The sequence below is a fragment of the Rhodoferax sediminis genome (assembly GCF_006970865.1).
GTDB classification, from domain to species: Bacteria; Pseudomonadota; Gammaproteobacteria; order Burkholderiales; family Burkholderiaceae_C; genus Rhodoferax_A; species Rhodoferax_A sediminis.
In genome coordinates, this window is the sequence record NZ_CP035503.1 from 3788656 (window position 1) to 3801958 (window position 13303).

Below are 13303 nucleotides of genomic sequence, written 5' to 3' on the forward strand. Positions count from 1 at the left end.
TGCTACGCCATGTGGGCTGTTCGCTCAGCGCTTGTGCTGCGCCAGCCATTCTTCGAGGTAGTGAATATTCGTGCCGCCCGCCACGAAATTCGCATCCACCATCAACTCGCGGTGCAGCGGGATGTTGCTCTGGATGCCCTCGATGACCGTCTCGTTGAGCGCGGTGCGCATGCGCGCCAGCGCCTGTTCGCGCGTGTCGCCATGCACGATGATCTTGGCGATCATCGAGTCGTAGTTCGGCGGTATGAAGTAGTTGGTATAGATATGCGAGTCCACCCGCACGCCCGGCCCGCCCGGCGTGTGCCAGGTAGTGATGCGCCCCGGCGAGGGCGTGAATGTGAACGGGTCTTCGGCGTTGATGCGGCATTCGATGGAGTGGCCGCGGATCTCGATCTGGCGCTGCGTGAAGGGCAGTTTTTCACCGGCCGCCACCATGATCTGGGTCTTGACGATGTCCACGCCCGTGATGAATTCGGTCACCGGGTGCTCGACCTGCACGCGCGTGTTCATCTCGATGAAGTAGAACTCGCCGTTCTCGTACAGAAACTCGAAGGTGCCGGCGCCGCGGTAGCCGATCTTTTTGCAGGCCGCCACGCAGCGCTCGCCCAGCCGCTCAATCAGCCTGCGCGGGATGCCCGGCGCCGGGGCTTCTTCAATCACCTTCTGATGGCGCCGCTGCATCGAGCAGTCGCGCTCGCCCAGATAGACCGCATTCTTGTACTTGTCGGCCAGGATCTGGATCTCGATATGGCGCGGGTTCTGCAGGTATTTTTCCATGTACACGGCCGGATTGCCGAAGGCCGCGCCGGCCTCGGCCTTGGTCATCTGCACCGCGTTGATGAGCGCCGCCTCGGTATGCACCACGCGCATGCCGCGCCCGCCACCGCCACCCGCCGCCTTGATAATGACGGGGTAGCCCACCGCCTTGGCCGTGCGCCGGATTTGCACCGGGTCGTCCGGCAGTTCGCCCTCGGAGCCCGGCACGCAGGGCACGCCCGCCTTGATCATGGCCTGCTTGGCCGACACCTTGTCGCCCATCAGGCGGATCGACTCGGGGGCCGGGCCGATAAACTGAAAACCGCTTTTTTCAACCCGCTCGGCGAAATCGGCGTTTTCGGCCAAAAACCCGTAACCCGGATGGATGGCCTCGGCATCGGTCACCTCGGCGGCCGAAATCAGCGCCGGCATATTCAGGTAGCTCAGCGACGCCGAGGCCGGCCCGATGCAGACCGCTTCTTCCGCCAGTTTGACGTACTTGGCCTCGCGGTCGGCCTCCGAATAAACCATCACCGCCTTGACACCCATCTCGCTACAGGCGCGCTGGATTCTCAGGGCAATCTCGCCACGGTTGGCAACCAGGATTTTTTTAAACATGAGTGGCCGCTTACTTTTAACTTCACTCAATCACGAAGAGAGGCTGCCCATATTCAACGGCCTGGCCGTTCTGCCCCAGGATCTGGGTGATGGTGCCCGACTTGTCGGCCTCGATCTCGTTGAGGATCTTCATGGCTTCGATGATGCAGATCGTGTCGCCTTCCTTGACCGCGCTGCCGACCTCGACGAAAGGCTTGGCCCCCGGACTCGACGACAGATAAAACGTGCCCACCATGGGCGACTTGACGACGTGCCCCGGCGGCACTTCAACGGCAGGCGCCGCGGCCGGTGTGGTTGGCGCCAGGCCCTGCGGTGCGACGGCAGGCGCGGCCACCATCACGGGGGCGGCGGCCTGTTGCAGCATGACGCCGCCTTTGACGATTCGAACCTTGCCTTCTGCTTCGGTGATTTCGAGTTCGGACACATTTGAATCGGACACAAGGTCGATCAAGGTCTTGAGTTTGCGTAAATCCATGAAATCTCCAACGACTGCGGACAATAAGAAAAACGCGAATTTACTCCAAATTCCGCTTAATGCGCGCTTTTTCCCTTAATTTCTTCTATTTTTCTCGCTAGTCAATTGCGCTAGCAATCTCCAGGGCTCTCGGGATGATGCCCGCGGCCACCCTGTGCCGGCTTATCCCGGCGCCGCCCACCGCTGTAGATCCGCAGGGGTGATCTGGCCTATTTTACGATGCAACACAGTGCCTGCCGCACCGAACACCACGGTGAAGGGCAAACCGCCAACCGAATTGCCCAGCGAGCGCCCCAGATCCGTTCCCTGCAGCCCGGCCATACCCACGGGATAACTGACCGGTGCTTTTTTCAGGAACCGATTGACCGGCTCCACCTGGTCGACCGCCAATCCAAGAACCTGCCAGCTTTTGGCCGAGTTTTCACGATAAAAGCGGTCCAATAAGGGCATTTCCTCGACGCATGGTGCGCACCAGGTGGCCCAGAAATTGACCAGCAGGGGTTTGCCGCGCAGACTTTGCATGGCCAGCTTTTCCCCGGTGGGCGTGTCGAAAGTCAAACCCCATAGTGCAGTGTCTGCCACCGTGGCGTGAGGCTGGAATTTCCACCAGGCCACGCTCGCCCCCCCCAGTGCGGCGGCGGCGGCAACGCCCGCATAGAGAATCCGGCGCCGACCCCTGGAGCCGATTTCGGGCGCGCCACGCGCAGCGGATGATGGATCGTGGCTCATGGCGTTGTGTCCTGCAGCAGCCGGCGCACCGCCTCGATATTGCCGCGCGGGGAGCGGCCTCTGGCATCGGGCTTGAGCGCGCCGCGCAGATCGTCCAGATCGTAGATCAGCAGGTGCACGCCGATGATCGTGTCCAGCTCGCGGCAGATGCTCGACAGGCTCAGCGCCTCTACCGACTCGCCGTGAAAGCCCCTGACGGTGCGCGGCTCGTAGTCCGCCTTGTGGTCAATCAGCGCAATCTCCGCTGATTTGGGGTCATCGCAAAACAACTGGATATAAATGTCCGACAGCTTGGTCGCCGTGCCATGCCAGACCGCGCCCCCCAGATAGGGCCGAAACGGTGCCATGCGCTGCATCCACGACAGCGCCAGCCGGCGCAGCGCGGCCAGCTCAGCGGGCTGCGTGTCGGCACAGAACAGATCGATGTACTCGCGCACCGCCGTTTCAATCTCGTCGTTGCCGGGCAGTTGCGTGCGGGCCGGCAGCCCCATCTGTTTGAGCGCGCGGCGCTTGGCCGGACCGTATTCCAGCCCTTCCTCCACCACCATACGGGCGGCGGCCGCGGCAATTTCAGATTTCAGGGTATCCATGGAGGTGATTTTGCATTCTCTAACTGGCGTTGCCCGCCTGCACGCAGTAGATTAGACCAAAACCACGATGTCCGGAGACCACCGCATGCCCGCCCCCATGAAAAGCACGATGATGCCCGTGCCGCTGTCGCTGAATCACCTGCTGGAGCGCGCCGGTACCCTGTTTGCCAGCAACGAGATCGTCTCGCGCCTGCCCGACAAATCGCTCAAGCGGCACAGCTTCGGCGACTATTACCGCCGCACGCGCGCATTGGCGGCGGCCCTGCAAGGGCTGGGCCTGCAAAAAGGCGAGCGCGTTGCCACCCTGTGCTGGAACCACCACGCGCACCTGGAATGCTACTTCGGCATTCCCGCGGCCGGCGGCGTGATGCACACGCTGAACCTGCGCCTGTCGCCCGACGAGCTGGGCTGGATCGCCAACGATGCGCAGGACCGCTTTCTGGTGATCGACGACGTGCTGCTGCCGCTGTACCGGCAGTTCGCGCACCTGTACAAGTTCGAAAAGGTCATCGTCTTTCCGTTCTCCGGCGCTCCCGTCCCGGCGGAGTTCACCGACTACGAAGCCCTGCTCGCCGGCGCCGACCCGGATGCTTTCCGGTACGCGCCGCACGACGAAAACGATCCGGTCGCCATGTGCTACACCTCGGGCACCACGGGCCGGCCCAAGGGCGTGGTGTATTCGCACCGCTCCACCGTGCTGCACACGCTGGTGGCCAGCCTGGGCGACTTCTGGGGCCTGCGCGGCACCGACGTGGTGCTGCCGGTCACGCCGATGTTCCACGCCAACAGCTGGGGCATGCCGTATGGCGCGGTGATGATGGGCGTCAAGCTCGTGTTTCCCGGCCCGCACCTGCACCCCGACGACCTGCTCGACCTGATGCAACTGGAGCCGCCGACCCTGTCGCTCGGCGTGCCCACCATATGGATGAGCCTGATCCAGACCTTCGACGCCGCGCAAAACCCCGACTCGCCGAGCCATGGCCGCTGGAAGCTGCCGGTCGGCATGCGCTCGCTGGTTGGCGGCGCGGCCGTGCCCGAGGCGCTGATCCGCGCGTTCGACCAGCACGGCATCTGGATTTTGCAGGGCTGGGGCATGACCGAGACCTCGCCGGTCGCCACCGTGTCCTACCCCAAGGCCGAGCTGCGCAACGCGAGCATGGACGAGCGCTACCGCCGCGCCGCCATGGCCGGCGTGCCGGTGCCGCTGGTCGATCTGCGCGTCTGGGGCGACGATGGCACCGAGCAGCCCTGGGACGGCCACAGCGTGGGCGAGGTCCAGGTGCGCGGGCCCTTCATTACGGGGAGTTATTACCCCCAAGAGGCTGCGCCTCGGCCCCCCGAGGGGGCGCTCCCCGGCTTGGGGCGGCCCGGCGCCGGGGACCACCAGGTTTCCGTGAACCCCGAAAAATTCACCCCGGACGGCTGGCTGCGCACTGGCGACGTGGCCTCGGTCGACGCGATGGGCTTCGTCAAGATCACCGACCGCACCAAGGACCTGATCAAGTCCGGCGGCGAATGGATCAGCTCGGTCGATCTGGAGAACGCGCTGATGGCGCACCCGGCCGTGGCCGAGGCCGCCGTGATCGCGATGCCGGACGAAAAATGGGGCGAGCGCCCGCTGGCCTGTGTGGTGCTAAAACCCGGCCGGAGCGTGGCGGCCACCGACTTTGGCCCGCACCTGCTGGGGCACGGCTTCGCCAAGTGGCAGTTACCCGAGCGCTATGAATTCATCGACGCCGTGCCGCGCACCTCGACCGGCAAATTCTGGAAGATGAAGCTGCGCGAGCGCTTTGCCAGCAAAACCTGAGCGCTACAGTTTCAATAGCTGATTGTGCATATTGCACAAGGGCTGGAGGCCTGAAACACCTCGAATCCCGCCTAAAATCACCTCATGCACATTCATATTCTGGGGATCTGCGGCACCTTCATGGGCGGCCTGGCCGCGCTGGCGCGCGAGTCGGGCCACAAGGTGACCGGCTGCGACGCGGGCGTCTACCCGCCGATGAGCGACCAGCTGCGCGCGCTGGGCATTGACCTGATCGAGGGCTTCGGCGCCGAGCAACTGGCGCTGCAGCCCGACATGTTCGTCGTCGGCAACGTCGTGAGCCGCGCCCATCTTAGCGACGGCACACCGAAGTTTCCGCTGATGGAGGCCATTCTGGATGCCGGCCTGCCCTACACCAGCGGCCCGCAGTGGCTGGCCGAGCATGTGCTGCAGGGCCGCCACGTGCTGGCCGTGGCCGGCACGCACGGCAAGACCACCACCACCTCGATGCTGGCCTGGATCCTGGAGTGCGCCGGCCTGCAGCCGGGCTTTCTGGTCGGCGGCGTGCCTCTGAACTTCGGCGTATCGGCGCGCGTGGGTGGCGGCCGTGTGGCACAGGGCTCTGCACAGGTAAAGGAGGAGCCCGCAACGCGGGCGGGGGACACGAAGCAGAGCCTTGTGCCGCACGGCCGCTCCTTTTTCGTGATCGAAGCGGACGAGTACGACACCGCGTTCTTCGACAAGCGCAGCAAGTTCGTGCACTACCGCCCGCGCACCGCGATCCTGAACAACCTCGAATTCGACCACGCCGACATTTTCGACGACCTGGCCGCGATCGAGCGCCAGTTCCATCACCTGGTGCGCACCGTGCCATCCAGCGGGCGCGTGGTGGTGAACGGGCTCGAAGAGAGCCTGGCGCGCGTGCTGCACCAGGGTTGCTGGAGCGAGGTGCGCAGCTTTGGCGCGACGGTGAGCGATTTTTCCGCCGTGGGCGAGCCCGGCGCCTTCGACGTGCTCGAAAAAGGAGAGCGCGTGGCGCAGGTGCGATGGGCACTGGGCGGCGTTCACAACCAGCTCAACGCGCTGGCCGCGATTGCCGCGGCCGAACATGTGGGCGTGGCGCCCGCCGCGGCGGCCCAGGCGCTGGGCGAGTTCCAGAACGTCAAGCGCCGCATGGAGGTGCGCGGCAGTGTGGGCGGCATCACGGTCTACGACGATTTCGCGCACCACCCCACGGCGATCCGCACCACGCTCGACGGCCTGCGCCGCCAGGTCGGCCAGGCTGCGCGCATCCTCGCGGTGTTCGAGCCGCGCAGCAACACCATGAAACTCGGCACCATGAAGGCGCAGCTGCCGTGGAGCCTGGAGGACGCCGACCTGGCGTTCTGCCATGCCGGCGGACTCGACTGGGACGCGCGCGAGGCCCTGGCGCCGATGGGCGTGGGACCGGGCCGCAAGGCCCAGGTGGCCGACAACGTCGACGAGCTGGTCGCGCAGATCAGGGCGGCGGTGCGGCCCGGCGACCACATCCTGTGCATGAGCAACGGCGGCTTTGGCGGCATTCATGCCCGGCTGCTCGCGATGCTGCAGACACTACCAGATCAATAGCTATATTCCATTGCACAGAATGGGCTAAGGCACGATTTTATGCTCAGGCCTTGCGTGCGCGGCGCGCCTTGACCGCGTCGGACAGCAGCTCCAGCACCCGCAGTGAATCGTCCCAGCCCAGACAGGCGTCGGTGATGCTCTTGCCGTATTCGAGCACCGAGGGCCGGTCCTTGCCGGGCGTGAACTTCTGCGCACCCGCGACCAGGTGGCTCTCCACCATCAGGCCGAACACGTTGCGCGAGCCGCCGGCGACCTGCGCCGCGATGTCGCGCGCCACCTCGATCTGGCGCTCGTGCTGCTTGTGGCTGTTGGCGTGACTGCAATCGACCATCAGGGTCGCGGGCAGCTTGGCCGCCTCCAGCTCCTTGCAGGCCGCGGCCACGCTGGCAGCGTCGTAGTTGGGGGTCTTGCCGCCGCGCAGGATCACGTGGCAGTCCTTGTTGCCGTTGGTCTGCACGATCGCGACCTGGCCGTTCTTGTGCACCGACAGGAAGTGATGCCCGCGCGCCGCCGCCTGGATCGCGTCGGTGGCAATGCGGATGTTGCCGTCGGTGCCGTTCTTGAAGCCGATCGGTGCCGACAGGCCCGAGGCCAGCTCGCGATGCACCTGGCTCTCGGTGGTGCGCGCGCCGATCGCGCCCCAGCTGATAAGGTCGCCGATGTACTGCGGCGAAATCACGTCGAGGAATTCGCTGCCGGCCGGCAGGCCCTGGCGGTTGATCTCGATCAGGAGCTGGCGCGCAATGCGCAGGCCCTCGTCGATGGCGTAGCTCTCGTCGAGGTAGGGGTCGTTGATCAGGCCCTTCCAGCCGACCGTGGTGCGCGGCTTCTCGAAATACACGCGCATCACGATCTCCAGCGTGCCGGCGTACTTGGCGCGCTGCGCGGCCAGGCGGCGCGCGTAGTCGATTGCGGCCTCCGGGTTGTGGATCGAGCACGGACCGATGATGACCAGCAGCCGGTCATCCTTGCCGGCAATGATGTGGTGGATGTTCTTGCGCGTTTGCGTGATCAGCGATTCGACGGCGGTGCCGACGATCGGGAAGAAGCGGATCAAATGTTCTGGCGGGGGCAGCACGGTGATGTCCTTGATGCGTTTGTCGTCGGTCTGGCTGGTTTTCTCGACGCTCGCATACCAGCTCTCGCTGGTGGGGGCTGTGGCCTTGGCATTCATCGTGTCGCTCCTGTTAAATCAATTCGGGCATAAAAAAACCGCCGGGCTGGAAAGGCCGGCGGTTCGATGTGAGGTGCGCTCTGCTACGCGATTGCCTCTCGTCCGCCGGGGACTGAGAACCAAAAGTAAAAATAGAAGGCGCTGCGTGCTTGCATGGTTGTGAAATGTAGCACTTTTTTCAAAACCCCCGCTCAGGCCGTTCCGCCTACCGTCAGTCCATCGATGCGCAAGGTGGGCTGGCCCACGCCCACGGGCACGCTCTGGCCTTCCTTGCCGCAGGTGCCGACGCCGGGGTCGAGCCGCATGTCGTTGCCGATCAGCGTCACGCGCGTGAGCGCATCGGGGCCGTTGCCGACAATGGTCGCGCCCTTGACCGGGTACTGGATCTTGCCGTTCTCCACCCAGTAGGCTTCGCTGGCCGAGAACACGAACTTGCCGCTCGTGATGTCGACCTGGCCGCCGCCGAAGTTGGTGGCGTACAGACCCTTCTTGATGCTGGCGACGATTTCCTTCGGGTCCTTGTCGCCGCCCAGCATGTAGGTGTTGGTCATGCGCGGCATCGGCACGTGCGCGTAGCTCTCGCGCCGGCCGTTGCCGGTGGGCTTGGACTTCATCAGGCGCGCGTTCAGCGAGTCCTGCAGGTAGCCCTTGAGGATGCCATCCTCGATCAGCACATTGCGCTGCGTCGCGTTGCCTTCGTCGTCCACGTTGAGCGAGCCGCGCCGGTCGGCAATCGTGCCGTCGTCCAGCACCGTCACGCCCCTGGCCGCCACGCGCTGGCCCATGCGTCCGGCAAACGCGCTCGAGCCCTTGCGGTTGAAGTCGCCCTCCAGCCCGTGGCCGATGGCTTCGTGCAGCAGGATGCCCGGCCAGCCCGAGCCCAGCACCACCGTCATCTCGCCGGCCGGGGCCGGGCGCGAGTCGAGATTGGTCAGCGCGGCGTGCACGGCCTCGTTCACGTAGCGGGTGATGATTTCGTCGTCGAAATACGCCAGGCCGAAGCGGCCGCCGCCGCCGCCCGAGCCTATTTCGCGGCGCACCGCGCCACCCACGGTGGCCTCGGCGATCACGGTGACCGACAGGCGCACCAGCGGACGCACATCGGCCGCCAATGTGCCGTCGGCGCGCGCCACCAGCACGACGTCGTACTCGCACGCCAGGCCCGCCATGACCTGCGCCACGCGCGGGTCTTTGGCACGTGCCAGTTGCTCGGCCTTTTCCAGCAGCTTGACCTTGGCCGCGCTGTCCATGCTGGCAATCGGGTCCAACTCGTTGTACAGCGAACGGCTGCCCGCTATCTTTCTGCTAGCTGCCTTGACCCGCCCGGATTGGGCCGCGGATGAAATGGAGCGCACAGTCAGGGCCGCGTCGAGCAACGACGCCTCGGAAATATCGTCGGAGTAGGCGAACGCGGTTTTCTCGCCGCTGACGGCGCGCACCCCGACGCCCTGGTCGATGCTGAAAGAGCCGGTCTTGACGATGCCCTCTTCCAGGCTCCAGCCCTCGGAGCGCGTGTACTGGAAATACAGGTCCGCGTCGTCCACCTTGTGCGAGGTGATTTCCATCAACGCACGCGACAGGTGCGCCTCGGTCAGGCCAAAGGGTTCGAGCAGCAGGCGCTGGGCGATGGCCAGGCGCTCAATAGTGGGTTCGCGGGAGATCATCAAGCCATTCTAGGCGGTCCGGCCCAGCAGCTTGAACACGCTGGCATCGTCTTCCCCGGCCAGGCCCGCATCAATGGCACGGGCAAACGTGTCTGCGGCGATGCGGCCCAACGCCGGCTCGAACCCCGCGGCCTGCGCGGCGGCAAGCGCCAGCCGCGTGTCCTTGGCCAGCAGCGTGGTGTGGGCGCGCGGCGCGAAGTCGCCCGCGATGGCGCGGCGCAGGCGGTCCGAGCCGATCCAGCTCTGCCCGCTGGACTGCTCGATCACGTCCAGCGTGGTGCCCAGGTCCAGCCCCATGCGGCCCGCCAGCGCCAGCACCTCGGCCGCGCCGACCAGGTTGATGCCCGCCAGCAGGTTGTTGACCAGCTTGGTGCGCGCGCCGTCGCCGGGGCGCTGGCCGATGCGAAACAGCTTGTTTGAGAGCGCCTGCAGCAGCGCGCGGTGCTGCTCGAACACGGCATCGGGGCACGCCAGCATCAGGCTCATGGAGCCGTCGCGCGCACGCACCGGGCCGCCGGACATGGGCGCGTCGATGGTGTGGATGCTGCGCGCGGCCAGCTCGCCCGCGAATGCTTCCACGTCCTGCGGCGCGATGGTGGGGCACAGCATCACCGCCTGCCCGGCGCGCATCGCGGTGGCCGCGCCCTCAAAACCGAACAGCACCTCGCGGGTCTGCGCGGCATCGACCACGCAGACGATGACGACTTCGCAATTGATAGCAAGCTGCGCAGGGCTGGCATGGGCTACAGCCCCTAAACGCTCAAGCTCCTGCTCTTTGGCGGACACCAGATCGCGCACCTGCACCGGCCAGCCCTGGGCCAGCAGATTCGCCGCCATGCCCGCGCCCATGTTGCCCACGCCGATGATGCCGACCGGCGTTTTGTCTGCGGGAGGGGTCATGTCTGCACCAGCCGTTTGGATTTGGAGATGGACATCAGGATGCCGATGCCCATGCCCAGCGTCACCATGGCGGTGCCGCCATAGCTGATGAAGGGCAAGGGCACGCCCACCACCGGCAAAATGCCGCTGACCATGCCCATGTTGACGAACGCGTAGGCAAAGAACATGAAGGTGATTGAGCCCGCCAGCAGCCGCGAAAACAGCGTGGGCGCTTCCAGCGCGATCATCAGCCCGCGCAGCACCAGGAAGACGAAGCCCGCAATCAGCAGCAGATTGCCCAGCAGGCCGAACTCTTCCGCAAAGGCCGCAAAAATGAAGTCGGTGGTGCGCTCGGGCACGAAGTCCAGGTGCGCCTGCGTGCCCTGCATGAAGCCCTTGCCCCAGACGCCGCCCGAGCCAATCGCGATCATGCCCTGGATGATGTGAAAGCCCTTGCCCAGTGGGTCGCGCGTGGGGTCGAGCAGCGTGCAGATGCGCTGCTGCTGGTAGTCGTGCAGCACGGCCCAGCGCACGCCGTCGGCGCACAGCCGCGGCTCGAACGCCACCACCAGCGTGACCGCCACCAGGCCCAGCAGCACCGGCGGCAGGATCAGCTTCCAGCTCAGGCCGGCAAAGAAAATCACCGCGAGACCGGCCGTCAGCACCAGCAGCGCCGTTCCCAGATCGGGCTGGCGCATGATCAGCGCGGCGGGCACGGCCAGCAACACGCCGCCCACCAGGAAGTCCAGCGGGCGCAGCTGGCCCTCGCGCTTCTGGAACCACCAGGCCAGCATCAGCGGCATGGCGATCTTGAGGATTTCACTGGGCTGGATCGTGACGCCCAGATTCAGCCAGCGCCGCGCGCCCTTCTTGGTGACGCCGAAAATTGCCACGGCGATCAGCAGCGCGACGCCCAGCGTGTACAGCGGCACCGCAAAGGTCGCCAGGCGCTGCGGCGGAATCTGCGCCACCACGAACATGATGGCGCCCGCGATCAGCATGTTGCGGCCATGGTCGTAGAAACGCGCGCCGTTGTCGTAGCCCGACGAATACATCGTCACCAGGCCGGCGCAGGCGAGCAGGAACACGGCAAACGCGAGCGGGCCGTCGAAGCCCCGGAACATCGGGGCGGCACGTTGCCACAGGGAGGGTTTGTCAAATACCGCGGACATGGCGTGATTATCCCGTGCCCGGCGACTCCGCTCAGGCCAGCCGGATTTCCACCACCGTGTGGCCGGGCTCGCTGTCCAGCGCCAGGGTCGCGCCAATCGCAGTGGCGCGCTCGTGCATCGACAGCAGGCCCTTGCGCAGCGGTGCCGTCACGTCGAAGCCCGCGCCGTTGTCGATGATGCGCAACTGCACGCCGGCGCCGAGCTGGCGCGCGTCGATGCGCAGCCGACTCGCGTGCGCGTGCTGCAGCACGTTGGACAGCGCCTCGAACACCATGAACTGCAACTGGCGCATGGCGCCGGCATCGAGCCGTGCCAGCGGTTCGAGCAGTTCCACGTCCCATTGCAGTTCGATGTCCGAGGCGGCAAAGCGCGGCTCCAGCCGGTAGCGCAGGTTCGCCAGCAGGGCCGTGACGTCGCCGGGCGGCAGGTTCATCGCATCGATGGACAGCTTGAGCTGATCCAGCGAGTCGCGCAGGGTCAGCAGCACGTCGTCGTGGCTGGCCTTGCCCGATTGCAGCTGGCGGATCGCGGCGCTGATGTGCGAGCCCACGCCGTCGTGCATGTCGCGCAGGATGCGGGTGCGCTCGGTGGTACGCTCCTGCTGGCGCGCCAGCTGCTCGACCCGCGCGTAGCTTTGCGCCAGTTCCAGCTCTTTTTGCGCGACCCGGCTCGCCAGATTCGCGAGCAGGTCGCGCGCCTGCCCGCTGACCTCGCGAAAGCGCGTGAGCACGATGTAGCCCAAGGTCAGGCCGAACACCACCGAGGAGTAGCGCGTGAGCGTGTTGCTGCCGAATGCGTCGGTGAAACGAAACACCACCCAGTCGCGCAGCCCGACCGCGACGTTCAGCACCAGCGCAACCGCCACCGGCACCCGCATGGCAGTGGGGTGCCGCATGGTGGCCCAGCAGTAAAAAATGCCAAACGGCAACGCGACGGCCGCCAGCGAGCCATACCACAGGGTCAGCAGCCAGGGGGTGTGCAAGGCGAACGCCAGGAAAGGCAGCACGGCGCCGGCAGCCAGCAGCGCCCACAGCAAGCGAAAAAACGGAGTGGCCCAGCGATGCTGCGTCCAACCTGCGGCGGTACAGCAAAAGGCCACCATGAAGCAGACCCAGCCGCCCAGGGCCATGGCACTGAGCGGCCCCCACAAGGACCAGGGCAGCGGCGGCTGCTCGATCAGGACGGTGCCCACGCGCAGGGCCCAGCTGAGCTCCGCCAGGCCCGCAAACAGATACAGCGGATCGCGCCGCAGGTGCCCCGACGGGGTCGGATCGGTTTGGGTCAACCACAGCGCCAGCGCCATGGTGCCCACCAGCAGACTCAAAATCACCACGACCTCGGAGCCGGTCACGCGCCAGCGGTATTCGGCGTTGTACAGCGCATCCACCTCGTGGTCGGGCCCCACCACCACGGCGGGGACGCCGCCGCGGCGTCCGGTGTCGGCCCGGATGCGGATGTGCAGCAGGTTGTCTTTTTTCAGCAGTTGCGGCGGCAGCGCCATGGTGCGCGGCACCTGGCCGTAATCGCCGCTGTTGAAGGCCTGCAGGTTCCCATTGCGCTCGAGCATGGTTCCGTTCAGCGAGACCTCGTAGGCGTTGCCGAGCCGCACAAAATAAACCTCGTAGGGCACGCTCGGGTGTTCCGCCAGCGAAAAGGCCACATCAAAGGTGGCGCTGCCGGGCTGGCCGCGATGCATGCGGTCCCAGTTGTAGGGCAGTGCCACATTCGCTTGCGTGGTCGCCCCGTTCACGGTGATGCTGGCATTGGCCTCGCGCAATTGCAGCGTCGCCGCGCCCGCGCCCCAGGCCAGCCCCAGCCAAAGCAGCACCAGCCCTATAAGAACACGAACACAGCGAATCGTCATGCGCGCATG

Annotated in this window: 11 protein-coding genes; 2 read left to right on the top strand and 9 right to left on the bottom strand. The window is 65.8% G+C overall.

Annotation, left to right across the window (positions count from 1 at the left end):
* Positions 1-24: 24 nt before the first annotated feature.
* From accC to EUB48_RS18300, 4 genes are all read right to left on the bottom strand, one after another.
* Positions 25-1374 carry an acetyl-CoA carboxylase biotin carboxylase subunit gene (accC, locus tag EUB48_RS18285; protein WP_142820456.1) on the bottom strand — a complete coding sequence of 450 codons (1350 nt, stop codon included), beginning with the start codon at positions 1372-1374 and terminating at the stop codon, positions 25-27.
* 22 nt (positions 1375-1396) lie between these two features.
* On the bottom strand, positions 1397-1849 hold the full coding sequence (gene accB / locus EUB48_RS18290) for an acetyl-CoA carboxylase biotin carboxyl carrier protein (RefSeq protein WP_142820457.1): 453 nt from the start codon (positions 1847-1849) through the stop codon (positions 1397-1399).
* 162 nt (positions 1850-2011) lie between these two features.
* Positions 2012-2578 (bottom strand): TlpA family protein disulfide reductase, encoded by a 567-nt coding sequence (locus EUB48_RS18295; RefSeq protein ID WP_142820458.1) that lies wholly within the window; start codon positions 2576-2578, stop codon positions 2012-2014.
* Positions 2575-3168 (bottom strand): hypothetical protein, encoded by a 594-nt coding sequence (locus tag EUB48_RS18300; RefSeq protein WP_077564017.1) that lies wholly within the window; start codon positions 3166-3168, stop codon positions 2575-2577. Before EUB48_RS18300 ends, EUB48_RS18295 begins: the two co-directional genes overlap by 4 nt.
* 85 nt (positions 3169-3253) lie before the next feature.
* Here EUB48_RS18300 and EUB48_RS18305 point away from each other — a divergent pair, with 85 nt between their 5' ends.
* Both EUB48_RS18305 and mpl read left to right on the top strand, forming a co-directional pair.
* On the top strand, positions 3254-4975 hold the full coding sequence (locus tag EUB48_RS18305) for a long-chain fatty acid--CoA ligase (RefSeq protein WP_244618264.1): 1722 nt from the start codon (positions 3254-3256) through the stop codon (positions 4973-4975).
* 84 nt (positions 4976-5059) lie between these two features.
* On the top strand, positions 5060-6541 hold the full coding sequence (gene mpl, locus EUB48_RS18310; protein ID WP_142820459.1) for a UDP-N-acetylmuramate:L-alanyl-gamma-D-glutamyl-meso-diaminopimelate ligase: 1482 nt from the start codon (positions 5060-5062) through the stop codon (positions 6539-6541).
* Positions 6542-6584: 43 nt separating this feature from the next.
* On the opposite strand, the gene EUB48_RS18315 is transcribed toward mpl, so the two are convergent.
* The 5 genes from EUB48_RS18315 to EUB48_RS18335 form a co-directional block, all read right to left on the bottom strand.
* Positions 6585-7715, bottom strand: coding sequence for a 3-deoxy-7-phosphoheptulonate synthase (locus tag EUB48_RS18315; RefSeq protein WP_142820460.1), 1131 nt, complete (start codon positions 7713-7715; stop codon positions 6585-6587).
* A 191-nt stretch (positions 7716-7906) separates the two neighbouring features.
* Positions 7907-9379 (bottom strand): metalloprotease TldD, encoded by a 1473-nt coding sequence (gene tldD, locus EUB48_RS18320; RefSeq protein WP_142820461.1) that lies wholly within the window; start codon positions 9377-9379, stop codon positions 7907-7909.
* A gap of 9 nt (positions 9380-9388) precedes the next feature.
* Positions 9389-10279 carry an NAD(P)-dependent oxidoreductase gene (locus EUB48_RS18325; protein WP_142820463.1) on the bottom strand — a complete coding sequence of 297 codons (891 nt, stop codon included), beginning with the start codon at positions 10277-10279 and terminating at the stop codon, positions 9389-9391.
* Positions 10276-11430 (bottom strand): rod shape-determining protein RodA, encoded by a 1155-nt coding sequence (gene rodA, locus EUB48_RS18330; RefSeq protein WP_142820465.1) that lies wholly within the window; start codon positions 11428-11430, stop codon positions 10276-10278. The genes EUB48_RS18325 and rodA overlap by 4 nt, the downstream gene beginning before the upstream one ends.
* 31 nt (positions 11431-11461) lie before the next feature.
* Positions 11462-13294 (bottom strand): sensor histidine kinase, encoded by a 1833-nt coding sequence (locus EUB48_RS18335; protein ID WP_244618265.1) that lies wholly within the window; start codon positions 13292-13294, stop codon positions 11462-11464.
* Positions 13295-13303: the final 9 nt, after the last annotated feature.

What these genes read in the sequence shown, in the direction of transcription:
- accB (WP_142820457.1), bottom strand. Translation starts at nt 1,849, where the DNA reads ATGGATTTACGCAAACTCAAGACCTTGATCGACCTTGTGTCCGATTCA.
- accC (WP_142820456.1), bottom strand. Translation starts at nt 1,374, where the DNA reads ATGTTTAAAAAAATCCTGGTTGCCAACCGTGGCGAGATTGCCCTGAGA.
- EUB48_RS18325 (WP_142820463.1), bottom strand. Translation starts at nt 10,279, where the DNA reads ATGACCCCTCCCGCAGACAAAACGCCGGTCGGCATCATCGGCGTGGGC.
- tldD (WP_142820461.1), bottom strand. Translation starts at nt 9,379, where the DNA reads ATGATCTCCCGCGAACCCACTATTGAGCGCCTGGCCATCGCCCAGCGC.
- mpl (WP_142820459.1), top strand. Translation starts at nt 5,060, where the DNA reads ATGCACATTCATATTCTGGGGATCTGCGGCACCTTCATGGGCGGCCTG.
- EUB48_RS18305 (WP_244618264.1), top strand. Translation starts at nt 3,254, where the DNA reads ATGCCCGCCCCCATGAAAAGCACGATGATGCCCGTGCCGCTGTCGCTG.
- rodA (WP_142820465.1), bottom strand. Translation starts at nt 11,430, where the DNA reads ATGTCCGCGGTATTTGACAAACCCTCCCTGTGGCAACGTGCCGCCCCG.
- EUB48_RS18300 (WP_077564017.1), bottom strand. Translation starts at nt 3,168, where the DNA reads ATGGATACCCTGAAATCTGAAATTGCCGCGGCCGCCGCCCGTATGGTG.
- EUB48_RS18295 (WP_142820458.1), bottom strand. Translation starts at nt 2,578, where the DNA reads ATGAGCCACGATCCATCATCCGCTGCGCGTGGCGCGCCCGAAATCGGC.
- EUB48_RS18315 (WP_142820460.1), bottom strand. Translation starts at nt 7,715, where the DNA reads ATGAATGCCAAGGCCACAGCCCCCACCAGCGAGAGCTGGTATGCGAGC.
- EUB48_RS18335 (WP_244618265.1), bottom strand. Translation starts at nt 13,294, where the DNA reads ATGACGATTCGCTGTGTTCGTGTTCTTATAGGGCTGGTGCTGCTTTGG.